Here is a 24,280-nt window from a genome sequence, read left to right as displayed (position 1 = left end):
TGAAAACAATTCCAATAGTTACGGCAAAAACTCATGAGCAATTACACAGAAGCCGGCCGCCCACCCGACGTGGCCGACTCGGGCAGCACTCAGCGCAGCAAAGGCCTGGCCAAGGGCCGTCTTGGCCTGCTGGCCAGCGTGGTGCTGGGCATTTCCACCATCGCCCCGGTCTACACCCTGACCGGCGCCCTTGGCCCGACCGTACGTGAGGTCGGTGCTCATCTTCCCGCCGTGTTCATTGTCGGCTTCCTGCCGATGCTGCTGGTTGCCCTGGGCTACCGCGAACTGAATTCGGCCGAGCCGGACAGCGGCACTTCGTTTACCTGGTCGGCCAGAGCCTTTGGCCCGATGATCGGCTGGATTGGTGGCTGGGGGCTGGTCGTTGCCACCACCATCGTGTTGTCGAACCTGGCGGGCGTTGCCGTCGACTTCTTCTATCTCTTCCTCAGCCAGATCACCGGCCACCATGAGCTGGCGGCGCTGGCCGACAACCTGTTGATCAATATCACCACCTGTTGCGTGTTCATTGCCATGGCGGTGTGGATCTGCTGCCGCGGCATGGCCACCACCATGACCGTGCAATACGGCCTGGTGGCGTTGCAGCTGATGGTATTGCTCGGCTTTGCCTTCGCGGCCTTCGGCGGCACCACAGCGCCGCCACCGCTGGAGTTCGATTTCGCCTGGTTCAACCCGTTCGGTGTCGAGTCGTTCTCGGCCTTTGCTGCGGGGCTGTCGCTGTCGATCTTCATTTTCTGGGGCTGGGACGTGTGCCTGACCGTCAGCGAAGAGTCAGTCGGCAGTGACGAGGTGCCGGGCAAGGCGGCCACCTGGACCGTACTGCTGATCCTTGGTCTGTACCTGGTTACCGCTATCGCCACCCTGCAGTTCGCCGGCATCAGCGAGCAAGGCCTGGGCCTGAACAACCCGCGCATCCAGGAAAACGTGTTCGCTCACTTGGCTGGCCCGGTGATGGGGCCGTTGGCGATCCTGATGTCGATCGCCGTGCTGGCGAGCACAGCAGCGTCGCTGCAGTCGACCTTCGTGTCCCCGGCGCGCACGCTGCTGGCCATGGGTTACTACGGCGCGGTGCCGCAGAAATTCGCCAGTGTCTGCCCGCGCTCGCAGACCCCGCGTTACGCGACTATCTGCGCCGGTGTGGCGGCAGGCCTGTTCTACGTGACCATGCGCACCCTGAGCGAGAACGTGCTGGCAGACACCATCACGGCGCTGGGCATGATGATCTGCTTCTACTATTCACTGACGGCGTTCGCCTGCGTCTGGTACTTCCGCGACAGCCTGTTCGGCAGCCTGCGCCACTTCTTCATGCGCGGCCTGTGCCCGTTGGTGGGAGGGGTGATCCTGTCGGTGATCTTCGTGCGCACGGCCATCGACAGCGCCTCGCCGGACTTCGGCAGCGGCTCGCATGTGGCCGGGTTGGGGTTGGTGTTCGTGATTGCGGCGATCATTTCGGCACTGGGGATCGTGCTGATGATGATTTCGCGGATGCGTGCGCCGGCTTACTTCCTCGGGGCGACCCTGCGTCAGCAGGCTACCTTGCCACTTCAAGACTAAGTCATTGGGGCCGCTGTGCGGCCCTTCGCGCGCCCGCCCGCTCCCACAGGTACAGCACAAGCCTCAAGGGCAGTGATGATCCTGTGGGAGCGGGCGTGCCCTCGAAGGGCTGCAAAGCAGCCCCAATGGATCTTCAGGCGAGCAGTTCTTTCAGCAGCCCGCCATAACGCTGCTGCTGTTTGCTCAGCAGCAACCGGTTGGCCACGAACACCGCTTTCAATTCCTCCAGCGCCACGCCGAAATCGTCATTGATGATGACGTACTCATACTCGTCGTAGTGCTCCATCTCGCTGACCGCTTCCTTCATGCGCCCGGCAATGATCTCTTCGCTGTCCTGGCCGCGGCCATCCAGGCGCTCGCGCAGGGCCTGCTGGCTCGGCGGCAGGATGAACACCGAGCGTGCCTCGGGCATCAGCTTGCGTACCTGCTGGGCGCCTTGCCAGTCGATCTCCAGGATCAGGTCGTTGCCCCGGTCCAGCACCTCTTGCAGCGCACTGCGCGAAGTCCCATAGAAATTGCCGAACACTTCGGCGTGCTCGAGGAAGTCACCCTTGGCGATCAGCCCCTTGAAATCGTCATGGCTGACGAAGTGGTAGTTCACGCCGTGTTCTTCGCCCGGGCGCATGGCGCGGGTGGTGTGCGAGACCGAGACGCTGACGCGCGGGTCGGCCTTGATCAGGGCGGTGACCAGACTGGTCTTGCCGGCGCCGGACGGTGCCGAAACGATATAGAGGGTGCCGCTGCTTTGGTTCATGGTCGGGGTGGCCTTACTCGATGTTCTGTACTTGTTCACGCATCTGTTCGATCAACACCTTCAGGTTGACCGCCGCTTGCGTGCTGCGTGGGTCGAAGGCCTTGGAGCCCAGGGTGTTGGCTTCTCGGTTGAGTTCCTGCATCAGGAAATCCAGGCGTCGACCGGCGGCACCGCCGGATTTGAGCACTCGGCGCACTTCGTTGACATGGGTGCTGAGGCGGTCGAGCTCCTCGGCGACGTCGCTCTTCTGTGCCAGCAGCACCATCTCCTGCTCCAGGCGCTGCGGGTCGAGCTCGGCCTTGAGGTCGCCGAAACGGTCGATGATCTTCTGGCGCTGGGCGGCGAGCATCTGCGGCACCAGGGCGCGCAGGGTGGTGACCTCGGTGGTCATGTTGTCCAGGCGCTCGTTGATCAGCCGGGCCAGCTCCTGGCCTTCGCGCAGGCGCCCGGCCTTGAGTTCGGCCAGGGCTTCGTCGAACAGCGCCACGGCTTCGGCGTTCAGGGCCTGGGGGTCAGTGGCGTCGGCCACCAGCACGCCCGGCCAGGACAGCACTTCCAGCGGGTTGAGTGCGGCCGGCTGCTTGATCAGGCCGGCTACCTCCTCGGCGGCGGCGACCAGCTGCGCGGCGCGCTCACGGTCGACCTTGAGCGGCTTGCCGTTGCTGTCTTCGTGCAGGCGCAGGGTGCATTCGACCTTGCCGCGCGACAGGCCTTGGCGCAGGCCTTCACGTACCGCGCCTTCGAGGTCGCGCAGGGCGTCCGGCAGGCGCAGGTGAGGCTCAAGGTAACGGTGGTTGACCGAGCGCAGTTCCCAGACCAGGGTGCCTTGGCTGCCTGCGCGCTCGACACGAGCAAAAGCGGTCATGCTGTGCACCATGGGAAGTACCTCGCGTAAATGAATTGAAGGCGCGCGATTGTAGCGCAGTGCGCACGTGGCGCCCAATCCGCCCATGTTACAGAGCGCGTGCCAGTGAGTGGGAAAAGGCGACAGGCTGCCGGGGGCGCGACAATAGGCATGTCCTCTGGGGGCGACGGGCTCTATAATGGCGGGCAGATTCAAGTCCCAGTACAGGTATCCCAGATGAAACGTCCAAGTGGTCGCGCCGCCGATCAGCTCCGCTCGATCCGCATCACCCGCAACTACACCAAGCACGCCGAAGGGTCGGTACTGGTCGAGTTCGGTGACACCAAGGTCATCTGCACGGTCAGCGTCGAAAACGGCGTACCGCGCTTCCTCAAAGGCCAGGGCCAAGGCTGGCTGACCGCCGAGTACGGCATGCTGCCGCGTTCCACTGGCGAGCGTAACCAGCGCGAAGCCAGCCGTGGCAAGCAAGGTGGCCGCACCCTGGAAATCCAGCGCTTGATCGGCCGTTCGCTGCGCGCCGCGCTGGACATGAGCAAGCTTGGTGACATCACCCTGTACATCGACTGCGACGTGATCCAGGCCGATGGCGGCACCCGCACTGCTTCGATCACTGGCGCCATGGTCGCCCTGTGCGACGCCCTGGCCGTGATCAAGAAGCGCGGTGGCCTGAAGGCCGGCAACCCGCTCAAGCACATGATCGCTGCCGTGTCGGTGGGCATGTACCAGGGTGAAGCGGTACTCGACCTGGACTACCTGGAAGACTCCGCTGCGGAAACTGACCTCAACGTGGTCATGACCAGCGCCGGTGGTTTCATCGAAGTACAGGGCACTGCCGAAGGTGCGCCGTTCCAGCCTGAAGACTTCAACGCCATGCTGGCGCTGGCGCAAAAGGGCATGAGCGAAATTTTCGAACTGCAGAACGCCGCACTGGCCGACTGACCGTTCCAGTAGACGCAAAAAAGCCGACATCGCTGTCGGCTTTTTTGTGTCTGAGTGGGCACCGCAGGCGGTGCATCGCGAGCTGTGCTCGCTCCTACCAGGCCTGCGTAGATCCCGTAGGGGCGAGCAGAGCTCGCGATTGGCCGCGAAGCGGCCCCGATGCGTCAGATGGTCAACGTCCAGTCGTAGTCGACAATCAGCGGCGCATGCTGGGAGAAGCGCGGCTGACGCGGTAGGCGGGCATTGCGCACGAAGCGGCGCAGGCCCGGGGTGAGGATCTGGTAGTCGAACCGGTAGCCCAAGTTGAGCATCTCGGCCTGTTCGTTGTCCGGCCACCAGCTGTACTGGTCGCCTTCACGGCTGACTTCGCGCAAGGCATCGACATAGCCCATATCGCCGGTGATCGCGTCCATCCAGGCACGCTCAGGCGGCAGGAAGCCCGGCGACTGCTGGCTGTCACGCCAGTTCTTGATGTCGAGCTTCTGCTGCGCCACGTAGAACGAGCCGCAATAGATGTATTCGCGACGCTTGCGACGCTGTTTGTCCAGGTACTTGGCGAAGTCGTCCATCAACTTGAACTTCTGGTTCAAGTCTTCGTCGCCGTTCATACCCGAAGGCAGCAGCAGGCTGGCAATACTGACTTTGTCGAAATCTGCTTGCAGATAACGCCCGTAGCGGTCGGCTGTCTCGAAACCCAGGCCGGTGATGACTGCCTTGGGCTGCATGCGCGAGTACAGTGCCACGCCACCTTGGGCGGGTACCTCCGCGTCGCAGGCATAAAGGAAATAGCCATCGAGCTGGAAAGCTGGGTCGTCGAGTTCAAAGGCCGAGGCGCGGGTATCCTGAAGGCAGATGACGTCGGCATTCTGGGCTTGCAGCCAGCTGAGCAATCCACGCTCGGCCGCAGCCTGAATGCCATTCACGTTCACACTGATGATCCGCATAAATGGCCCCAAAAATCTCGTGCGTGTATGATACCCGAGCTCAACCCATTTAGCTAAATCCGTGGTGTCCGGGACCTTACATGCAGCCGTATCAGCGCGACTTCATCCGTTTTGCCATCGATCGCGGCGTGCTGCGCTTCGGTGAATTCACCCTGAAATCGGGGCGTACCAGCCCGTATTTCTTCAATGCCGGCCTGTTCAACACCGGTTCCGCCCTTGCACAACTGGGCCGTTGCTATGCGGCAGCCATCGTCGACAGCAAGATCCCGTTCGACGTGCTGTTTGGCCCAGCCTACAAGGGTATCCCCCTGGCGGCTGCCACCGCCGTGGCCCTGGCCGAGCAGCATCAGCTCGACGTACCGTGGTGCTTCAACCGCAAGGAAGCCAAGGATCACGGCGAAGGCGGCAGCCTGGTAGGCGCGCCGCTGGCCGGTGACGTACTGATCATCGATGACGTGATCACTGCCGGTACCGCGATTCGCGAAGTGATGCAGATCATCAACGCCCAGCAGGCCAAGGCCGCTGGCGTGCTGATCGCGCTGAACCGTGAAGAGCGCGGCAATGGCGAGCTGTCGGCGATCCAGGAAGTGGAGCGTGACTTCGGTATTCCTGTGGTCAGCATCGTTTCGTTGACCCAGGTGCTGGAGTTCCTGGCCGACGACCCGCAGCTCAAGCAGCATCTGCCAGCTGTCGAGGCTTACCGGGCGCAGTACGGGATCTGATCCTGGCCCGGTAACGAAAAAAGGCGACCTCGTGAGAAGGTCGCCTTTTTTGTTTCCGCCAGTGCAGGTTATGCGTGACGCTTGCGGTTGGTGATCAGGGTGCCGACGCCGCTGTCGGTGAAGATCTCCAGCAGCACCGCGTTCGGCACGCGGCCGTCGACGATGTGCGAGCTGTTGACGCCGCCCTGGACTGCTTCCAGCGCGCACTTGATCTTCGGCAGCATGCCGCCGTAGATGGTGCCGTCGGCGATCAGTTCGTTGACCTGCTCGGTGGTCAGGCCGGTCAGGACCTGGCCCTGCTTGTCCATCAGGCCGGCGATGTTGGTCAGCAGCATCAGCTTTTCAGCCTTAAGTGCTTCGGCCACCTTGCCCGCCACCAGGTCGGCGTTGATGTTGTACGACTCACCGTTGGCGCCCACGCCGATCGGCGCGATTACCGGGATGAAGTCGCCTTTCACCAGCATGTTCAGCAGGTCGGTATTGACGCTGACCACTTCTCCGACGTGACCGATGTCGATGATTTCTGGCTGGGTCATCTCCGGGGTCTGGCGGGTGACGGTGAGCTTCTTCGCACGAATCAGCTCGGCGTCCTTGCCGGTCAGGCCGATGGCGCTGCCGCCGTGGCGGTTGATCAGGTTGACGATGTCCTTGTTGACCTGGCCGCCGAGGACCATCTCCACCACGTCCATGGTCGCGGCGTCGGTGACGCGCATGCCATCGATGAAGTGGCTTTCGATCGACAGGCGCTTGAGCAGGTCACCGATCTGCGGGCCGCCACCGTGCACGACCACCGGGTTGATGCCCACGGCCTTCATCAGCACGATGTCCCGGGCAAAGCCGGTCTTGAGCTCTTCGCTCTCCATCGCGTTGCCGCCGTACTTGATCACCAGGGTCTTGCCGACAAAGCGGCGGATGTAAGGCAGTGCTTCGGACAAAACCTCGGCTACATGGGAAGCGGCATCGCGATCGAGGGTCATGCAGGGCTCCTGTAAGGAACAGATAGTCGGTCAGAACGGCAGTTGCAGCTCAGGGGCAACCCGCAGCAACTGGGCACGGAAAACATCCTTGATACGTTGCAACTCGGCGTCGCTTTCGGCCTCGAAACGCAGCACCAGCACCGGTGTGGTGTTGGAAGCGCGGACCAGGCCCCAGCCTTTCGGGTAGTCGACCCGCACACCGTCGATGGTGGTCAGGTTGGCATCGCCCCACTGGGCGTCGCGTTGCAGTGCATCAATGATGCTGAATTTACCCTCGTCGGTCACATCAATATTGATTTCCGGCGTGGAAATATCGTTCGGGAAGGCGGCGAACAGGTCTTCGGCGTTCTGCGAGGCCTTGCTGAGGATCTCCAGCAGGCGCGCAGCGCTGTAGATGCCGTCGTCGAAACCGTACCAGCGCTCCTTGATGAAGATGTGACCGCTCATCTCGCCAGCCAGCAGCGAGCCGGTCTGCTTCATCTTCTTCTTGATCAGCGAGTGGCCGGTCTTCCACATCAGGGCGCGGCCACCGTGCTTCTCGATCAGTGGGGTGAGGCGGCGGGTGCATTTGACGTCGAAGATGATCTCGGCGCCCGGGTTGCGTTCCAGCACGTCTAGGGCGAACAGCATCAACAGGCGGTCGGGGTAGACGATGCTGCCGGTGTTGGTCACCACGCCCACGCGGTCACCGTCGCCATCGAAGGCCAGGCCGATGTCGGCGCCGGTTTCCTTGACCTTGGCGATCAGGTCTTCGAGGTTTTCCGGCTTGCCCGGGTCCGGGTGGTGGTTGGGGAAATTGCCATCCACCTCGCAGAACAGCGGGATGACGTCGCAGCCCAGGGCTTCGATCAGCTGCGGCGCTATCACGCCAGCGGCGCCGTTGCCGCAATCGACCACGACCTTGAGCTTCTTCGCCAGCTTCACGTCACCGACGATTTGCTGGAAGTAGCGATCGAGAATCTCGACCTGCTGCACGCTGCCTTCGCCGCGTGGCACGTTGTTGGTCTGCAGGCGGGTCAGCAGGGCCTGGATCTGCTCGTTGGCCAGGGTGTCGCCGGCAATGACGATCTTGAAGCCATTGTAGTCCGACGGGTTGTGGCTGCCGGTGAGCATCACGCCGGACTTGCCGGCCAGTACGTTGGCGGCGAAGTAGAGGGCGGGGGTCGGCACCAGGCCGACGTCGCTGACCTGGCAGCCGGCATCGACCAAGCCCTGGATCAGCTGTTCGACCAGCATCGGGCCGGACAGGCGGCCATCGCGGCCAACGGAAATCTGCGGTTCGCCCTGGGCAATGGTCTGCGCACCGATGGCGCGGCCGATCCAGTAGGCGGTTTCGCCATGCAGGGTCTTGCCGACCACGCCGCGGATGTCATAGGCGCGGAAGATGCTTTCCGGCAGTGCCGGGACCAGGTGGGCCATGTCGTTCATCTCGGGAGACTCCATTAGTCAAAGGCTTTTCTGGGCAGGCGCAAACTGAACGCTTGGACGGTGGAATCGCCAGAGAGTTCGCCATCCTTGGCCTGAACGCTTGTTGGTCGGCTCAGTGGCTGCCGGAATGGCCGAAGCCGCCTGCGCCACGCTGGCTCTCGTCGAAGCTCTCGACGATGTCGAAATGCGCTTGTACCACAGGTACCAGGACAAGCTGTGCAATACGCTCGCCGACGGCGATGGTGAACGGCGTGTTGCCACGGTTCCAGCACGACACCATCAGTTCGCCCTGATAGTCCGAGTCGATCAGGCCGACCAGGTTGCCGAGCACGATGCCGTGTTTGTGGCCCAGGCCCGAGCGCGGCAGGATCATGGCCGCCAGACCCGGGTCGCCAATGTAGATCGACAGGCCGGTCGGGATCAGCAAGGTCTGGCCCGGCTCGAGGACGGTGTCCTCTTTCAGCAGGGCGCGCAGGTCGAGGCCGGCGGAACCCGGGGTAGCGTATTGCGGCAGCGGGAATTCGCTGCCCAGGCGTGGGTCGAGGATCTTGGCTTGAAGAGCGTGCATGTAACTTATTGAACCTGATTGAGCCGTTCGGCGATGAAGGCGACCAGTTGCCGGGCGATCTTGCCCTTGCTGGTCTGCGCGAAGAGGGTCTGGTGCTGCTGGCGGTCGATCACGGTCAGGGCATTTTCCTCGCTGTTGAAGCCGATGCTGGGGTTGGCCACATCATTGGCGACGATCAGGTCGAGGTTCTTGTCCTTGAGCTTGCGCGTGGCGTAATCGAGCAAGTGTTCGGTCTCGGCGGCAAAGCCGACACTGAACGGGCGGTCGGCACGGCCAGCGATGGTGGCAAGGATATCGGGATTGCGCACCATCTGCAGCAGCATGCCGTCGCCGGTCGTAGGATCTTTCTTGAGCTTTTGCGGGGCGACCACCTCCGGGCGGTAGTCTGCGACCGCCGCGGACGCGATGAACAGGTCGCACGGCATGGCAGCTTCACAGGCTGCGAGCATGTCTCGCGCGCTGACCACGTCGATACGCTGCACGCGATCTGGAGTTTGCAGGTGCACAGGGCCGGTGACGAGGGTCACCCGAGCACCGGCTTCGGCGGCCGCTTCGGCCAGGGCGAAGCCCATCTTGCCGGAGCTATGATTGGTGATGTAGCGCACCGGGTCGATGTTTTCCTGGGTCGGACCGGCGGTGATCAGCACGTGCTTGCCGGTCAGCGCCTGGCGCTTGAAGCTTTCTGCGGCGCACCAGGCCAGGTCGGTGGCTTCGAGCATGCGGCCCAGGCCCACGTCGCCACAGGCCTGGCTGCCCGAGGCCGGGCCGAACACCTGGATGCCACGGCTCTTGAGCAGGTCGAGGTTGGCCTGGGTGGCAGGGTCCCGCCACATCGCCTGGTTCATCGCCGGGGCCACGGCCACGGTGGCGTCGGTGGCCAGCACCAGGGTGGTCAGCAGGTCGTCGGCCATGCCTTGGGCCAGGCGCGCCATGAGGTCGGCGGTGGCCGGGGCGATCAGTACCAGGTCCGCCCACTTGGCCAGTTCGATGTGGCCCATGGCCGCTTCGGCGGCAGGGTCGAGCAGATCCATGTGCACCGGGTGGCCGGACAGCGCCTGCAGGGTCAGCGGGGTGATGAATTCGGCACCACCACGGGTCATGACGACGCGCACCTGCGCGCCGTGCTCCAGGAGTCGGCGAATCAGCTCGGCACTTTTGTAGGCGGCAATGCCACCTCCGACGCCGAGAACGATGCGCTTGCGATACAGCCGCTGCATAGGCTTGCCTTTTTCCAGTGAGAGCGGGCGGCGACGTTTGACAATGCCTGCGGCAGAACGTCGCATGTACGAGGCGAAATAGATTAACACAGGGCCGAAACGGGCCGCAGCAAGGGCAGGGAGCAGGGATGAATATCCGGGAGTGGCCGGCTGAAGAGCGGCCGAGGGAGAAGTTGTTGCAGAGAGGGGCTGGCAGCCTGACCGATGCGGAACTGCTGGCGGTTTTTCTAGGCTCTGGTGTGCGCGGGCGCAATGTCGTGGAGCTGGCGCGAGGCCTGCTGGTGAAGTTCGGCGGCTTGCGTCAGTTGCTGGAAGCCGACCGTGAAGCCTTCGTCGGTGAGCTTGGGCTGGGCCCTGTGAGGTACAGCCAGTTGCAGGCATTGCTGGAGATCGGGCGCAGACACCTGGCTACTGCTATCGAACGCGAGTCGGTCATGGACAGCCCGGCTGCGGTGCGACGCTATCTGAAGTCCATGCTGCGCCATGAAGTGAGCGAGGTGTTCGGCTGTCTGTTTCTGGATACCAAGCACCGTCCGCTGGCGTTCGAGATCCTGTTCAGGGGCACGATAGATCGGGCGAGTGTCTACCCGCGCGAAGTGGTTCGTCGGGCCCTGCAGCACAACGCGGCGGCGCTGATCCTGTGTCACAACCATCCTTCGGGCAGCAGCGAGCCGAGCCAGGATGATGTGCACCTGACGCTGTCGCTGAAGCGGGGGTTGGGGCTGATCGATGTGCGGGTGCTGGATCACATCATCATCGGCGAGGGCGAACCGCTGTCGATGGTCGAGCATGGGTGGATTGTGGCTTAGGCGGGCCTGTCTTGAGATTTTAGGCGTCGCTGATATCGAGCGCCGCCCGCGCGGCGCTCGATATCACAGGCGCCAGAGCCCTCAAGGCAAGCACTACCCCAACCTCATCGGGTCGCCGACACCTTGCTGAAGTCCAGTCGCCCGAACGGGCTCACCTGGTAGCCCTCGACCCCTTGGCGCAACAGCGTCGCTGCCGTCGGATGCGCCAGTGGCACCCAAAGTGCCTGCTGCTGGATCAAGGTCTGCGCCTGCTGGTACAGCCGGCTGCGCACGCTCTGGTCGTTGGTGGTGCGCCCGGCACTGATCAGCTGGTCCAGGCGGTCATCGCAGAACCGTGCGAAGTTGGTCCCCGACTTTACCGCCGCGCAGGAAAACTGCGGGCTGAGGAAGTTGTCCGGGTCGCCGTTGTCGCCGGCCCAGCCCATGAACAGCAGGTCATGTTCGCCGGCTTTGGCCCGGCGGATCAACTCGCCCCACTCGATCACGCGGATCTCGGCCTTGATGCCGATCTTCGCCAGGTCGGCCTGGAGCATCTGCGCGCCCAGGCTCGGGTTGGGGTTGAGCAGGCTGCCCGACGGCCGGGTCCAGATGGTCGTGCTGAAGCCATCAGCCAGGCCGGCCTTGGTCAGCAGTGCCTTGGCCTTGGCCTGGTTCAGCGGGTAGCCGGGCAGGTCCTTGGCGTAGCTCCAGGTGTTGGGCGGGTAGGGGCCGTTGGCGGCGGTGGCGGTGTCTTCGAACACGGCCTTGAGGTAGGCCTGCTTGTCGAAGGCCAGGTTGATCGCCTGGCGCACTTCAGGCTTGTCCAGCGGCGGGTGTTCGCTGTTGATGGCGACGAAGGCGGTCATGAACGCCGGGGTGGTGGCGACCTTGAGGTTGCCGTCCTTGCCGGCTTCGGCGATGTCCACCGGCTTGGGCGACAGGGCCACCTGGCATTCGCCCCGCTTGAGCTTCTGCAGGCGCACGTTGGCGTCGGGGGTGATGGCGAAGATCAGCGGGTCGACAGCCGGCTTGCCGTCGAAATAATCCGGGTTGGCGCGGTAGCGCACCACGGCATCCTTCTGGAAACGCTGGAATACGAACGGGCCGGTGCCGATCGGCTGGCTGTTGAGCTTTTCCGGGTTGCCTTCCTTGAGCAGCTTGTCGGCGTACTCGGCCGAGTAGATCGAGGCGAAGCCCATGCTCAGGGTGGCCAGGAAGGTGGCGTCGGCGTGGGTCAGGGTGAAACGCACGGTGTTTGGTTCCGGGGCCTCGATCGCCTTGATCAGGCTGCCCAATTGCAGTGACTGGGCGTGTGGGTAGCCACCCGGCGCGGTCTTGTGCCAGGCGTGGGCGGGGTAGAGCATGCGCTGGAAGCTGAACAGCACGTCGTCGGCGTTCAGTTCGCGGGTGGGCTTGAAGTAAGGCGTGGTGTGGAACTTCACCCCGTCGCGCAGCTTGAAGTCGTAGGTCAGGCCATCGGCCGACACCGTCCAGCTCTGCGCCAGGCTCGGCACCACCTTGCCCTGGCCCGCGTCGAACTCGACCAGGCGGTTCATCAGCACGTCGGCCGACGCGTTGGTGGTGGTCAGCGAGTTGTACTGGACCACATCGAAGCCTTCGGGGCTGGCCTCGGTGCAGACGCTCAATGGGGCGGCCTGGGCAACGCCTGCGGCGAACAGAGAGGTGAACAATAAGGAAAGGGCGGCAGCACGCATGGTGGCTCCTTGGCTGGTCGATGGCCCATCTGCCGGCGCAGTCTGGAAACGTCCTACCCTAGTGCGCGAAAAAGGAAATGACCACCTTCTTTTTCAGTCGCTTGGCGACGAGCGGTCGACAGCGCGGCGGGCGAGTCGCTATGCTGCTCGCGCGCTATTTGCAGCACACGAATGCTCATCTTCTGTTGTTGCGGCGTAGTCTTTCTGGTATAAAGCAGCGCTCTTTTCTAGGGGCTCGGCCTGTCGCATCAGCGGATCCGGTCGATAAGACCTCCAGAATCACGGCGCCTGGCGCCAAAGACTGAGAGATTAAGCGGCCAACCCATGCCGGGTTGGGCATGTGGTTTTAGAGGGCTGAGTCATGTCGAGAGTCTGTCAAGTTACTGGTAAGGGTCCAGTAACCGGGAACAACATTTCCCACGCAAACAACAAAACCCGTCGTCGTTTCCTGCCGAACCTGCAGCACCACCGTTTCTGGGTTGAATCCGAGAAGCGTTTCGTGCGTCTGCGCGTATCCGCCAAAGGCATGCGTATCATCGACAAGCGCGGCATCGACGCCGTTCTGGTTGATATCCGTAAAGCTGGCGCCAAGGTTTAAGGGAGAACATCATGCGTGAATTGATCCGTCTGGTTTCGAGTGCCGGTACCGGCCACTTCTACACCACCGACAAGAACAAGCGCACCACCCCGGACAAAATCGAGATCAAGAAATACGATCCGGTTGTTCGCAAGCACGTGGTGTACAAGGAAGCCAAGATCAAGTAATTGATCGGCGACCTGAAAAAAACCCGCATCCGAAAGGACGCGGGTTTTTTTATGCCTGCGGCGGGGTTAGTTGAAGCTGAAACCTTGGATCAGCTGATTGGCATCGGTGCGGATGTGAATCCGGTTGATGTCGTATTCCTTCGTGCTCATTTCGTTGGGCCCTACGACGCGGGGGCGGCCAGTGATTTCGGTGATGGTGCTTTTCACCGAGGGCTCGTAAGGCGTGCCGATCAGGTGGGCGAGGGCTTGCAGCACTTCATCGTTGTTCATGGTCAGCTTCCTTTTTTGCGTAAGAATGGCCCGATATGGGCGGGGTCATCCTCAAGCAGTCCTTAAGGTCGCCGGCACTACATAGTTACTTCTGCTCGAACATTACATAGATCTTGCGGCATGGCTCCAGCACTTCCCAGGTGCCCTTGAAGCCTGCCGGGATGACAAATCGATCACCGGCACGCAAGGTCTTCGCCCCGCCATCCTGGTCGCGCAGTACCGAAACGCCCTGCACGATCTCGCAATATTCATGCTCGGTGTAGTTCACCGTCCACTGACCGACCTCTCCTTCCCAGACGCCTGCAGCGAACTGCCCGCATGGGCTGGAATAGTGGTTGTAGACAGCCTGGTCCGGCTCGCCCTTGAGGATTTTTTCCGCGGCTGGGCGGTAGCGTTCGGCCTCGGTGAGAACCTGGGCGAAGTCGATGATGCTGTCGATGCTCATGGTGCGGCTCCTGTTGTTGTTTAATAAAATGCACATCAGTAGGCGTTTAGGCCATTCGTGTCAAATATATTGATACTTTACCCAGCCTGGTTTAGGGTATCGCTTGCCAGTGTGCGCTCGTCGCCCGGCCAGAATTCTGACAACGCCAGTGAGTCCTCAGTGCGGCGTTGCACCTAAACAAGAGGAGGAGTTTCGTATGACCACCCTGACTCGTGCGGACTGGGAACAACGTGCCCAGCAACTGAAGATCGAAGGCCGCGCCTTCATCAACGGCGAATACACCGACGCCGCATCCGGTGAAACATTCGACTGCCTGAGCCCGGTCGACGGACGCTTCCTGGCCAAGGTTGCCAGCTGCGACCTGGCCGACGCTAATCGCGCCGTGGAAAATGCGCGCGCCACCTTCAATTCCGGCGTCTGGTCGCAACTGGCCCCGGCCAAGCGCAAGGCCAAGCTGATCCGCTTCGCCGACCTGCTGCGCAAGAACGTCGAAGAGCTGGCACTGCTGGAAACCCTGGACATGGGCAAGCCGATTGGCGACTCCTCCAGCATCGACGTGCCGGGCGCGGCGCAAGCCATTCACTGGACCGCCGAAGCCATCGACAAAGTCTACGACGAAGTCGCGCCGACTCCACATGACCAGCTCGGCCTGGTTACCCGTGAGCCGGTGGGTGTGGTCGGTGCCATCGTACCGTGGAACTTCCCGCTGCTGATGGCCTGCTGGAAAATCGCCCCGGCCCTGGCTACCGGCAACTCGCTGGTGCTCAAGCCGTCCGAGAAATCCCCGCTGACCGCCATCCGCATCGCCCAGTTGGCGATCGAAGCCGGCATCCCGGCTGGCGTGCTGAACGTGCTGCCAGGCTACGGCCACACCGTGGGCAAGGCCCTGGCCCTGCACATGGACGTCGACACCCTGGTGTTCACCGGTTCGACCAAGATCGCCAAGCAGCTGATGGTCTACGCTGGTGAGTCGAACATGAAGCGCATCTGGCTGGAAGCCGGTGGCAAGAGCCCGAACATCGTCTTCGCCGACGCCCCGGACCTGCAAGCCGCCGCTGAAGCTGCCGCCAGTGCCATCGCCTTCAACCAGGGCGAAGTCTGCACCGCCGGTTCCCGCCTGCTGGTCGAGCGTTCGATCAAGGACAAGTTCCTGCCAATGGTGGTCGAGGCCCTCAAAGGCTGGAAGCCAGGCAACCCGCTGGACCCGCAGACCACTGTCGGTGCACTGGTCGACACACAGCAGATGAACACCGTACTGTCGTACATCGACGCTGGCCACAAGGACGGCGCCAAGCTGCTGGCCGGCGGCAAGCGCACCCTGGAAGAAACCGGTGGCACCTACGTCGAACCGACCATCTTTGACGGCGTGACCAACGCCATGAAGATCGCCCAGGAAGAAATCTTCGGCCCAGTGCTGTCGGTGATCGCCTTCGACACCGCCGAAGAAGCCATCGCCATCGCCAACGACACCCCGTATGGCCTGGCCGCTGGTATCTGGACCTCGGACATCTCCAAGGCCCACAAGACCGCCCGTGCCGTGCGCGCTGGCAGCGTCTGGGTCAACCAGTACGACGGCGGCGACATGACCGCGCCGTTCGGTGGCTTCAAGCAGTCGGGCAACGGCCGTGACAAGTCGCTGCATGCGCTGGAGAAGTACACCGAGCTGAAGGCGACCTGGATCAAGCTGTAATTCCAGTGGGGGCCGCCTAGCGGCCCCAACAATGGCCGGGGCGGCTCATACCGCCCCGGCTTCGTCGTTTCTGCCATTCAAGAATTCTGCCTGGGAGGCTGCAATGCGTTGGGGAACCTATTTTGCCGTGCTGGCGTCGGTGCTCAGTGTCGGGCTTGCGCTCGGTGTGAGCATGCCGCTGGTGTCCCTGCGCCTTGAGGCCTGGGGCTACGGTGGGTTCGCCATCGGCGTGATGGCGGCAATGCCTGCACTGGGCGTGCTGCTCGGCGCCAGCCTGGCCAGCCGCCTGGCAGGTTGGGTTGGCGTGCCCTCGGCGATGCGCCTGTGCCTGTGGGGTGGGGCGCTGTCCATCGGCCTGGTGGCGCTGCTGCCAAGCTACCCGCTGTGGCTGGCCCTGCGCCTGCTCATAGGCATGTCGCTGACCGTGGTGTTCATCCTCGGCGAGAGCTGGATCAATCAGCTGGTGGTCGAGCAATGGCGCGGTCGCTTGGTGGCGCTGTATGGCAGCAGCTATGCCCTGAGCCAGTTGGCCGGGCCGTTGGTGCTGGGTTTCCTCGGTTCCGACGATGACTTTGGCTTCTGGGCAGCGACCGGACTGTTGCTGCTGGCACCCTTGCTGCTGCTCGGGCGTGGTGGCGCACCCAGCACCGAAGCCTGTAGCGTGACCTTCGGCGACCTGTTCGCCTTTTGCCGCCGCTTGCCGGTGATTGCCTGGGCTGTCGCCCTGTTTGCCGCCTTCGAGGCGATGATTCTTACCTTGTTGCCGGTGTATTGCCTGCAGCAGGGCTTCAGTACCGAGATCGCCCTGTTCATGGTCAGTACCGTAGTGGTGGGCGATGCGGTGCTGCAATTGCCGATCGGCGCCTTGGCCGACCACATGTCGCGGCAGGCGCTGTTCACCGGCTGCGCGGTTACCTTGATGGTTTCCAGCCTGGCGATTCCGTTGCTGCTGGACACACCCGCGATCTGGCCCCTGTGGGTGCTGTTCGGTGCCAGTGCCGGTGGCTTGTTCACCTTGTCGCTGATTTTGATCGGCGAGCGCTACCGTGATGACGCCTTGGTGCGGGCCAATGCTCATGTGGCGCAGCTATGGGGTATCGGTTGCCTGCTCGGCCCGTTGCTGGCCGGCGCGGGGAGCCAATGGATCAGCGGGCATGCGCTGCTGTGGCTGATGGCAGCGGGGGCAGCCGGCCTGGTGGTGCTGACCCGCAGGCGCGGAGCATTCGAGCCTGCCTCGGCCTGAGCCTAGAGCATTTTCTCCAGGCCAACGGCCTTGCTGATCCAGGCATTGAAGCGTCGCCAGAGGCCGCCTGGTTCTGATGTCAGCATGTGCCGTTGGCCATTGTCCTCAGTGGCCCAGACCAGCTTGTCACTCACCAGCTTGACCTGGTAACTCAACGCTGGCGCCATACCCTGCTGGGCCAGCTCGCGGGTGTATTCGGCCAGCTCCGGGCTGTCCACCAGCACGCCAACCTCGGTGTTCCACAGTACCGAGCGGGGGTCGAAGTTGAACGAGCCGACAAAGGTCTTGCGCCGGTCGAACACGATGGCCTTGGTATGCAGGCTCGAGTCGGAGCTGCCACGGAAACTCAGGTGCCCGGCACTGGGGTCACCCGGCTGGCGACGCAATTCAAACAGCTGCACACCATGCTCGAGCAGCGCGCGGCGATAAGGGGCATAGCCGCCATGCACCGCTGGCACGTCAGTGGCTTCCAGCGAGTTGGTCAGCAACTTCACCGAAGTGCCAGCATCGGCCCGGCCGGTCAGGTACAGCAGCCCCGGCTCTCCGGGCACGAAATAGGCCGACATCAGGATCAACTCGCGGTGCACGTTGGCAAGGTCAGGTGCCAGTTGTTGGCTCATCAGCAATTGCGGGTCCGGCTCATCGTCGGCCAGTACTTTGCTCGGTGCATCCCACAATGCTTGCGCGTGGGCCCAGATAAGCTCGTTGCGCCACACGTCCAGGCGCGGTTGCGACTGATAGGACATGAGCCGGTCATACAGGGCCTTGCGCTGTACCCGCGCCTCGGCCAGGGACACTTCCAGGCGCTGGCGGCTGGCGCGCAGGTCGTCGGCGTCGGGGGCGCGCCAGAGGAAGTCGGTGATTGGCCGGCTCAGGGCGCTGTTCCAGTACTGGTCGAAGCTGTGCCCCAGTTGCTCGGCCACCGGCCCGACGCCGAGCAGGTCGATGTCGGTGAAGTTGAGGTTGGGTTCGGCATCGAAGTACTCGTCACCCAGGTTGCGCCCGCCGACGATGGCCATGCTGTTGTCCACCAGGAACAACTTGTTGTGCATGCGCCGGTGCTGGCGCGACAGGTTGAACAGGCGGCCGACTGCACGCGTCACGCCTGTGCTGCGCCCCAGGTGCAACGGATTGAACACGCGGATCTCGATGTTTGGGTGGGCATCGAGGGTGCCCATGATGGTGTCCAGGCCATCGCTGGTGGTGTCGTCGAGCAGGATGCGCACGCGTACGCCGCGGTCGGCGGCACGCAGCAGTTCGTGCACCAGGGCGCGGGTGCTCAAGCCATCGTGGACAATGTAGTACTGCAGGTCGATGCTCGCCTGGGCATTACGGATGAGCTCGGCGCGGGCACGGAAGGCCTCGTTGCTGTTGGGCAGCAGGCGAAAGCCCGAACGCCCTTCATAGGGCGCGGCCTGGCGCAATACCGAGCGGCCGAAGGCCGACTCGCTGGCAGGCAGCGCCTGGCTGGTTTCGCGGGGCGTGCCGACGCTGGCACAGCCATTGAGGCCGAGTAGCAGCACCAGCAGCAGAGACAAGGCTCGCTGAAGTCTCAAGGGTGGATCGTCCTGTACGGCAAAGCGCTAAGGGGTTGGACTACGAAAGGCGGCGCAAAGTTACGCCTCGGCGTGGTCTTCATCCAGTAGACGAAGGGCGGTTTCACCTACCTTGCGCACGGCCGCTTCGATCTTCGGTGTTGGCCGCGCGGCGAAATTCATGCGCAGGCAATGGCGGAACTTGCCCGAGGCCGAGAAGATGCTGCCCACGGCGATCTGCACACCCTGCTCCAGTAAAGCGCGGTTCAGGCGTAGCGTGTCGAAATCTTCGGGCAACTCCACCCACAGCATGAAGCCGCCTTGCGGCCGGCTGACCCGAGAACCGGGCGGGAAATAACGGGTTACCCAGTCGCTCATCAGGTCGCGGCCACGCTGGTACTGGCTGCGCATGCGTCGCACATGGGGCTGGTAGTGGCCAGCGGCGATGAACTCGGCGATCGCCAGTTGCGGCTGGCTGGAAGTGCTGCCGGTGCTGATGTACTTCATGTGCAGCACCCGCTCCAGGTAGCGGCCGGGGGCGACCCAGCCGATGCGCAGGCCAGGGGCGAGGGTCTTGGAAAACGAACTGCACAGCAGCACGCGGCCATCTTCGTCGAACGACTTGAGGGTGCGCGGGCGTGGGTAGGTGTAGGCCAGGTCGCCATACACGTCGTCTTCAAGGATCGCTACATCGTAGCGCTGGGCCAGGCTCAGCAGGGCCTTCTTGCGCGCCTCGGGCATGATGTAGCCAAGCGGGTTGTTGCAGCTCGGGGTGATCTGGATGAGCTTGATCGGCCATTGCTCGAGCGCCAGTTCCAGGGCTTCGAGGCTGATGCCGGTGACCGGGTCGGTAGGAATTTCCAGGGCCTTCATGCCCAGGCCCTTGAGGGTCTGCATGGCGCCGTGGAAGCTTGGCGAGTCGACCGCGACGATATCGCCCGGCTCGCACACTGCGCGGATGCTGCACGACAGCGCCTCGTGGCAGCCGGTGGTCACCACCAGGTCGGCCGGGCCCAGGCGGCAGCCGGAGTCGAGCATCAGCCGGGCGATCTGCTCGCGCAGGGCCAGGTTGCCGTGGATGTTGTCGTAGTACAGGCCAGGCATGTCCTGGCGCCGGCTCAGTTGGGCGAGGCTGCGCAGCAGCGGCTTGAGGGTCGGGCTGTCGATGTCGGGCATGCCGCGGCCGAGCTGGATCACGTCCGGGTGCGGGGTGCTGCGCACCAGTTCGAGTACCTGCTCCCATTGCGAGATATCCACCGGGCGTTGGGCCGGGCGGCTGACCGCGGGCAGGGCAGGGAGGTAGCGATGGTCGCTGACGAAGTAGCCAGACTTGGGCCGTGGCGAGACCATGCCGCTGTCTTCGAGCATGCGGTAGGCCTGCTGCACGGTACTCAAGCTGACACCGTGCTCCACGCTGAGGGCGCGCACCGATGGCAGACGTTGGCCAGGGTGGTAAAGGCCCTGTTCGATGCGTGCGCCGAGCAGCTCGGCGAGATTCAGGTAGAGAGTCACGGCATACTCCTACGCTTCTTGTAGGAAGCGACCAGTACAGTTGCGTTGAAAATATAACATTCAGGCGTCAGACGACCAATTCTGTATGGGAATAATAAGCCAGTATTGGATCTGTATTGCCACACCTGTCGTCGCGCATGCTTTCTCCACGGTTACGAACTGAAATGGGAGAGAGCAGCGATGGGTGGCATGAGCGATGTGCGCTTGCAACTGTTGGCCAAGGAGCTGGACGCCGGGCAGCAGACCAAGGTTTTCAACGCACCGGCAGGGCTTGGGCGTTGGGGGCTGATGCTGCATCGCTGGCACACCCGCCGGGCCCTGCTGCAGCTGGATGATGACCAGCTGCGGGATATCGGACTGAGCTGGGAACAGGCGCGTACCGAAGGGCGCAAGCCCTTCTGGAAGGACTGACGCGGTCAGTGTGGGAGCGGCCTTGTGTCGCGAAAGGGCTGCAAAGCAGCCCCAAGACATCAGCTTCGCAGCCAAAAACGCTGGGGCCGCTATGCGGCCCTTTCGCGACACAAGGCCGCTCCCACATGGACGAAGTCGTCTGTCAGAGCAGCTCTTTCAGGCGATGCCAGAGCATCCCCAGGGCCAGTACTGGCGAGCGCAGGTGCCTGCCGCCGGGGAAGGTGACGTGCGGTACCTTGGCGAACAGGTCGAAGCGCCCGCTTTCCTGGCCGCTGATCGCTTCACCCAGCAGGCGCGCGGCCAGGTGGGTGGCGTTGAGGCCGTGGCCCGCATAGGCCTGGGCGTAGTAGACGTTAGGCTGGCTGGCCAGGCGGCCGACCTGTGGCAGGCGGTTGGCGCCGATGCCGATCATGCCGCCCCACTGATAATCGATGCGCACATCCGCCAGTTGCGGGAACACCTGGAGCATCTTTGGCCGCATGTAGGCAGCGATGTCCTTCGGGTCGCGACCAGAATAATGGCAGGCACCGCCGAACAGCAGGCGGCGGTCAGCCGACAGGCGATAGTAGTCCAGCGCCACGCGCTGGTCGCACACGGCCATGTTCTGCGGCAGCAACTGATGGGCGCGTTCTTCGTCCAGCGGCTCGGTGGCAATGATGTAGCTACCGGCGGGCAGTACCTTGCCGCCCAGCTCGCGGTTGAGGTCGTTGTGGTAGGCGTTGCAGCACAGCACCAGGGTCTTGGCGCGCACCCGGCCCTGGGTGGTGTGCACCTGGACTTCAGGGCCGTAGTCGATGCGGGTGACCTCGGACTGTTCGAACAGCTTCACCCCCAGGCGACTGGCCACGGCCGCTTCACCCAGGGCCAGGTTGAGCGGGTGCAGGTGGCCCGACCCCATGTCGATCAGGCCGCCGACGTAGCGGTCGGAGCCCACCACGCTGTGCATGTCGTCCTTGCCCACCAGGCGCAGTTCGTGGCGGTAGCCCAGGCTGCGCAGTTCATCGGCATCCTCGGCAAAACCCTTCAGCTCGCCGGGCTTGTTTGCCAGGTCACAGTAGCCCCAGGTCAGGTCGCAGGCGATGGCGTGGCGCTCGACACGCTCCCGGACGATCTGCACGGCTTCCAGGCCCATCAGCCTCAGGCTGCGTACGCCTTCTTCGCCGATCACCGGGAGAAACTGCTCCAGGCCGTGGCCGACGCCGCGAATCAGCTGGCCGCCATTGCGCCCGCTGGCGCCCCAGCCGAGCTTGCGTGCTTCCAGGAGGATCACCGAGAAGCCGCGCTCGGCCAGCTCGATGGCGGTGTTCAGGCCCGAGTAACCACCACCGACGATACACACGTCGGCACTGTGTTCGCCTTGCAGGAAGGAATGGTCCGGGTGGGGCGCGCTGCTGGCGGCGTAGTAGGAGGCGGCATGCTGCGCGCTGTGGATCATGAGCGAGGTCCTGTGGCGATTTTGGTTGTAGGAGGATAAGCCGTGGCTTGGTAATTGGCCCTATAATTCAAGCCGGATTTCATTTTCAATCTTGTACCCAGCCATGTCCTGCAACCGCCACAAGATCCACTTCCTGCGCGAGCTCATTCCTTCATTCGAATGCGAGCCCGGCTGTCATGACTGCTGCGGCCCGGTGACCACTTCGTCCGAGGAGATGGCCCGCCTGCCGCGCAAGACCCAGGCCGAGCAGGATGCCGCGCTGGAGCACCTGAACTGTGTGCACCTGGGCCCCAACGGCTGCACCGTTTATGAAGAACGGCCGATGATCTGCCGCCTGTTCGGCACCACGCCGCGTATGGCCTGCCCGCGTGGCCGTGGCCCGGACCCGATGATCGAGCCCGAAGCCGAGCAACTGGTCCACCAGTTCATCGCCAGCACGCGCCAGGTGCTGGTCTAGCCTCAGTCGGGGATGGGCAGGCAGAGGCTCTCTTTCACCTCTTCCATCACGATGTAGCTCTTCGACTCGCGCACGTGTGGCAGCTTCAGCAGGATGTCGCCGAGCAGCTTGCGGTACGAGGCCATTTCGGAAATGCGCGCTTTCACCAGGTAGTCGAAGTCGCCGGATACCAGGTGGCACTCCAGCACGTGGGGCAGCTTGAGCACCGCACGGCGGAACTCCTCGAAGGTGTCGCCGGACTTGTAGTCCAGGCTGATTTCCACGAACACCAGCAGGCTGCCCTTGAGGTGCTGCGGATTCAGCCGGGCGTTGTAGCCCATGATGATGCCCTCGCGCTCCAGGCGGCGTACGCGCTCGGTGCAGGGGGTGGTGGAAAGCCCAACTTTCTCGCCCAGTTCGGTGAAGGAAATACGCCCGTCATTCTGCAGGATGCGCAGGATGTTACGGTCGATCTTGTCCAGTTCACGCTTGCTCTGGTGCTGGGTTCTCATAGGGGATGCCCCTCCGTGAAAGGCGATTTTGCCGAGAATTCTCGCCAATAATAGGCTTTTATATAGTGAATTGCACTGGGCTCAGATTCTTATACTGCGCGCATCCATGCCATATCAACAAAATGCGGTGCGCCGCGTGCGAGGGATGAACGATGCGAGTATTGGTACTTGGTAGCGGTGTGATTGGTACCGCCAGTGCCTATTATCTGGCCCGGCAAGGCTTCGAGGTGACTGTGGTCGACCGCCAGCCGGCAGTGGCCCTGGAAACCAGCTTTGCCAACGCAGGCCAGATCTCGCCCGGCTATGCCTCGCCCTGGGCCGCCCCCGGCGTGCCGCTGAAAGCCATCAAATGGCTGCTGGAGCGCCACGCGCCCCTGGCCATCAAGTTGACCGGTGATGTCGACCAGTACCTGTGGATGGCGCAGATGCTGCGCAACTGCACCGCCAGCCGCTACGCAGTGAACAAGGAGCGCATGGTTCGCCTGTCCGAGTACAGCCGTGACTGCCTCGACGAACTGCGCGCCGAAACCGGCATTGCCTACGAGAACCGTAGCCTGGGTACTACCCAGCTGTTCCGCACCCAGGCCCAGGTTGACGCCGCAGCCAAGGACATTGCCGTGCTCGAACAGTCCGGCGTGCCTTACGAGCTGCTTGACCGCGATGGCATCGCCCGTGTCGAGCCGGCCCTGGCCGGGGTGAAAGACATCCTCGCCGGCGCCCTGCGCCTGCCCAACGACCAGACCGGTGACTGTCAGCTGTTCACCACCAAGCTCGCCGAAATGGCGGTGAATCTGGGGGTTGAGTTCCGCTTCGGTCAGGACATCCAGCGCCTGGACTTCGCCGGTGATCGCATCAACGGTGTGTGGATCGACGGCAAGCTGGAAACCGCCGACCGCTACGTGCTGGCTCTGGGCAGCTACTCGCCGCAGATGCTCAAGCCCCTGGGCATCAAGGCCCCGGTGTATCCGCTCAAGGGTTACTCGCTGACCGTGCCGATCACCAATGCCGACATGGCACCGACCTCGACCATTCTCGACGAGACCTACAAGGTCGCGATCACCCGTTTCGACAACCGCATCCGCGTTGGCGGCATGGCTGAAATCGCCGGTTTTGACCTGTCGCTGAACCCGCGTCGACGCGAAACGCTGGAGATGATCGTCAACGACCTTTATCCTCGCGGCGGCGACCTGAGCGAGGCCAGTTTCTGGACCGGCCTGCGCCCGGCGACCCCGGACGGTACGCCGATCGTGGGGGCCACCGCGTTCCGCAACCTGTTCCTCAACACCGGCCACGGTACGCTGGGCTGGACCATGGCGTGCGGTTCCGGCCGTCTGCTGGCCGACCTGATTGCGCGCAAGAAGCCGCAGATCAGTGCCGAAGGCCTGGACATCTCCCGGTATGGCAACAGCCCGGAAGTCGCCAAGCACGGGCAGGCTGCGCCGGCCCACCAGCAGTAAGGTCGCCTATTCCGGGTTCTTCGCGGCTTCAGCCGCGAAGAAACCAAAACCATTTTCCACCCCTTAATCCCCCCCAGGCA

At 63.2% G+C, this 24,280-nt stretch carries 24 protein-coding genes and 1 pseudogene; 11 read left to right on the top strand and 14 right to left on the bottom strand.

Features of this window, described 5'->3' with window-relative positions:
• The first annotated feature begins 33 nt into the window (after positions 1 to 33).
• Entirely contained in the window at positions 34 to 1,572 is a 1,539-nt protein-coding gene (locus ACLEJU_RS08120) for an APC family permease (RefSeq protein ID WP_159412756.1), read from the top strand.
• Positions 1,573 to 1,705: 133 nt separating this feature from the next.
• On the opposite strand, the gene gmk is transcribed toward ACLEJU_RS08120, so the two are convergent.
• Both gmk and ACLEJU_RS08110 read right to left on the bottom strand, forming a co-directional pair.
• Positions 1,706 to 2,326 carry a guanylate kinase gene (gmk, locus tag ACLEJU_RS08115; RefSeq protein ID WP_435421777.1) on the bottom strand — a complete coding sequence of 207 codons (621 nt, stop codon included), beginning with the start codon at positions 2,324 to 2,326 and terminating at the stop codon, positions 1,706 to 1,708.
• A 13-nt stretch (positions 2,327 to 2,339) separates the two neighbouring features.
• Positions 2,340 to 3,203 carry a YicC/YloC family endoribonuclease gene (locus ACLEJU_RS08110; protein ID WP_085676482.1) on the bottom strand — a complete coding sequence of 288 codons (864 nt, stop codon included), beginning with the start codon at positions 3,201 to 3,203 and terminating at the stop codon, positions 2,340 to 2,342.
• Between the two features lie 204 nt (positions 3,204 to 3,407).
• Here ACLEJU_RS08110 and rph point away from each other — a divergent pair, with 204 nt between their 5' ends.
• Positions 3,408 to 4,130: a ribonuclease PH gene (rph, locus tag ACLEJU_RS08105; protein ID WP_103448475.1), complete on the top strand. Its 723-nt coding sequence runs from the start codon at positions 3,408 to 3,410 to the stop codon at positions 4,128 to 4,130.
• Positions 4,131 to 4,294: 164 nt separating this feature from the next.
• On the opposite strand, the gene ACLEJU_RS08100 is transcribed toward rph, so the two are convergent.
• On the bottom strand, positions 4,295 to 5,074 hold the full coding sequence (locus tag ACLEJU_RS08100) for an exodeoxyribonuclease III (protein ID WP_008091582.1): 780 nt from the start codon (positions 5,072 to 5,074) through the stop codon (positions 4,295 to 4,297).
• An 80-nt stretch (positions 5,075 to 5,154) separates the two neighbouring features.
• Between ACLEJU_RS08100 and pyrE the strand changes: the two genes are divergently transcribed.
• Positions 5,155 to 5,796: an orotate phosphoribosyltransferase gene (pyrE, locus tag ACLEJU_RS08095; protein ID WP_011536401.1), complete on the top strand. Its 642-nt coding sequence runs from the start codon at positions 5,155 to 5,157 to the stop codon at positions 5,794 to 5,796.
• Positions 5,797 to 5,864: 68 nt separating this feature from the next.
• On the opposite strand, the gene argB is transcribed toward pyrE, so the two are convergent.
• The 4 genes and pseudogenes from argB to coaBC all read right to left on the bottom strand — a co-directional run bounded on the left by argB (position 5,865) and on the right by coaBC (position 9,986).
• Complete coding sequence (argB, locus tag ACLEJU_RS08090) at positions 5,865 to 6,773, bottom strand: acetylglutamate kinase (protein WP_110639898.1); 909 nt, start codon at positions 6,771 to 6,773, stop codon at positions 5,865 to 5,867.
• Positions 6,774 to 6,803: 30 nt separating this feature from the next.
• A pseudogene (locus tag ACLEJU_RS08085) lies at positions 6,804 to 8,177 on the bottom strand (phosphomannomutase/phosphoglucomutase); the annotation flags it as partial.
• 136 nt (positions 8,178 to 8,313) lie between these two features.
• Positions 8,314 to 8,769, bottom strand: a complete 456-nt coding sequence (gene dut / locus ACLEJU_RS08080) for a dUTP diphosphatase (RefSeq protein WP_435421776.1) — start codon at positions 8,767 to 8,769, stop codon at positions 8,314 to 8,316.
• Positions 8,770 to 8,774: 5 nt separating this feature from the next.
• The gene (gene coaBC, locus ACLEJU_RS08075; protein WP_435421775.1) at positions 8,775 to 9,986 is read right to left on the bottom strand and encodes a bifunctional phosphopantothenoylcysteine decarboxylase/phosphopantothenate--cysteine ligase CoaBC; all 1,212 of its coding nucleotides are present in this window, start codon (positions 9,984 to 9,986) and stop codon (positions 8,775 to 8,777) included.
• 128 nt (positions 9,987 to 10,114) lie between these two features.
• On the opposite strand from coaBC, the gene radC reads away from it, so the two are divergent.
• Positions 10,115 to 10,795: a RadC family protein gene (radC, locus tag ACLEJU_RS08070; protein ID WP_400723306.1), complete on the top strand. Its 681-nt coding sequence runs from the start codon at positions 10,115 to 10,117 to the stop codon at positions 10,793 to 10,795.
• A gap of 104 nt (positions 10,796 to 10,899) precedes the next feature.
• Here radC and ACLEJU_RS08065 read toward each other — a convergent pair whose 3' ends face one another.
• Entirely contained in the window at positions 10,900 to 12,489 is a 1,590-nt protein-coding gene (locus ACLEJU_RS08065; RefSeq protein WP_435421774.1) for an ABC transporter substrate-binding protein, read from the bottom strand.
• A gap of 361 nt (positions 12,490 to 12,850) precedes the next feature.
• On the opposite strand from ACLEJU_RS08065, the gene rpmB reads away from it, so the two are divergent.
• Positions 12,851 to 13,087, top strand: a complete 237-nt coding sequence (gene rpmB / locus ACLEJU_RS08060) for a 50S ribosomal protein L28 (protein WP_003253504.1) — start codon at positions 12,851 to 12,853, stop codon at positions 13,085 to 13,087.
• Between the two features lie 11 nt (positions 13,088 to 13,098).
• Positions 13,099 to 13,254, top strand: coding sequence for a 50S ribosomal protein L33 (gene rpmG / locus ACLEJU_RS08055; protein WP_003253507.1), 156 nt, complete (start codon positions 13,099 to 13,101; stop codon positions 13,252 to 13,254).
• A 66-nt stretch (positions 13,255 to 13,320) separates the two neighbouring features.
• Here the strand turns inward: rpmG and ACLEJU_RS08050 are convergent, their stop codons facing one another.
• The gene (locus ACLEJU_RS08050; protein WP_435421773.1) at positions 13,321 to 13,524 is read right to left on the bottom strand and encodes a hypothetical protein; all 204 of its coding nucleotides are present in this window, start codon (positions 13,522 to 13,524) and stop codon (positions 13,321 to 13,323) included.
• Between the two features lie 85 nt (positions 13,525 to 13,609).
• Positions 13,610 to 13,969 carry a cupin domain-containing protein gene (locus ACLEJU_RS08045; protein ID WP_003253509.1) on the bottom strand — a complete coding sequence of 120 codons (360 nt, stop codon included), beginning with the start codon at positions 13,967 to 13,969 and terminating at the stop codon, positions 13,610 to 13,612.
• A 196-nt stretch (positions 13,970 to 14,165) separates the two neighbouring features.
• Between ACLEJU_RS08045 and ACLEJU_RS08040 the strand changes: the two genes are divergently transcribed.
• Together ACLEJU_RS08040 and ACLEJU_RS08035 are read left to right on the top strand one after the other, a co-directional pair.
• Positions 14,166 to 15,659 carry an aldehyde dehydrogenase gene (locus tag ACLEJU_RS08040; RefSeq protein ID WP_103448485.1) on the top strand — a complete coding sequence of 498 codons (1,494 nt, stop codon included), beginning with the start codon at positions 14,166 to 14,168 and terminating at the stop codon, positions 15,657 to 15,659.
• Between the two features lie 103 nt (positions 15,660 to 15,762).
• Positions 15,763 to 16,902, top strand: a complete 1,140-nt coding sequence (locus ACLEJU_RS08035; RefSeq protein ID WP_159412764.1) for an MFS transporter — start codon at positions 15,763 to 15,765, stop codon at positions 16,900 to 16,902.
• 2 nt (positions 16,903 to 16,904) lie between these two features.
• Here ACLEJU_RS08035 and ACLEJU_RS08030 read toward each other — a convergent pair whose 3' ends face one another.
• Together ACLEJU_RS08030 and ACLEJU_RS08025 are read right to left on the bottom strand one after the other, a co-directional pair.
• Positions 16,905 to 18,458 carry a phospholipase D family protein gene (locus tag ACLEJU_RS08030; protein ID WP_435421772.1) on the bottom strand — a complete coding sequence of 518 codons (1,554 nt, stop codon included), beginning with the start codon at positions 18,456 to 18,458 and terminating at the stop codon, positions 16,905 to 16,907.
• Positions 18,459 to 18,518: 60 nt separating this feature from the next.
• Entirely contained in the window at positions 18,519 to 19,949 is a 1,431-nt protein-coding gene (locus ACLEJU_RS08025) for a PLP-dependent aminotransferase family protein (protein WP_435421771.1), read from the bottom strand.
• 180 nt (positions 19,950 to 20,129) lie between these two features.
• Here ACLEJU_RS08025 and ACLEJU_RS08020 point away from each other — a divergent pair, with 180 nt between their 5' ends.
• On the top strand, positions 20,130 to 20,360 hold the full coding sequence (locus ACLEJU_RS08020; RefSeq protein ID WP_060507671.1) for a DUF1127 domain-containing protein: 231 nt from the start codon (positions 20,130 to 20,132) through the stop codon (positions 20,358 to 20,360).
• A 142-nt stretch (positions 20,361 to 20,502) separates the two neighbouring features.
• Here the strand turns inward: ACLEJU_RS08020 and ACLEJU_RS08015 are convergent, their stop codons facing one another.
• Complete coding sequence (locus ACLEJU_RS08015; RefSeq protein WP_435425659.1) at positions 20,503 to 21,795, bottom strand: NAD(P)/FAD-dependent oxidoreductase; 1,293 nt, start codon at positions 21,793 to 21,795, stop codon at positions 20,503 to 20,505.
• A 103-nt stretch (positions 21,796 to 21,898) separates the two neighbouring features.
• Here ACLEJU_RS08015 and ACLEJU_RS08010 point away from each other — a divergent pair, with 103 nt between their 5' ends.
• The gene (locus ACLEJU_RS08010) at positions 21,899 to 22,252 is read left to right on the top strand and encodes a YkgJ family cysteine cluster protein (RefSeq protein ID WP_110639854.1); all 354 of its coding nucleotides are present in this window, start codon (positions 21,899 to 21,901) and stop codon (positions 22,250 to 22,252) included.
• A gap of 2 nt (positions 22,253 to 22,254) precedes the next feature.
• Here the strand turns inward: ACLEJU_RS08010 and dadR are convergent, their stop codons facing one another.
• On the bottom strand, positions 22,255 to 22,743 hold the full coding sequence (gene dadR, locus ACLEJU_RS08005; protein WP_003258963.1) for a transcriptional regulator DadR: 489 nt from the start codon (positions 22,741 to 22,743) through the stop codon (positions 22,255 to 22,257).
• A gap of 152 nt (positions 22,744 to 22,895) precedes the next feature.
• On the opposite strand from dadR, the gene dadA reads away from it, so the two are divergent.
• Complete coding sequence (gene dadA, locus ACLEJU_RS08000; protein WP_435425658.1) at positions 22,896 to 24,200, top strand: D-amino acid dehydrogenase; 1,305 nt, start codon at positions 22,896 to 22,898, stop codon at positions 24,198 to 24,200.
• Positions 24,201 to 24,280: the final 80 nt, after the last annotated feature.

It is taken from the genome of Pseudomonas sp. SMN11 (genome assembly GCF_052041945.1).
GTDB lineage: Bacteria > Pseudomonadota > Gammaproteobacteria > Pseudomonadales > Pseudomonadaceae > Aquipseudomonas.
Note: the sequence above shows the minus strand (reverse complement) of the source record. Positions and strands in the feature narration are given on the sequence as shown.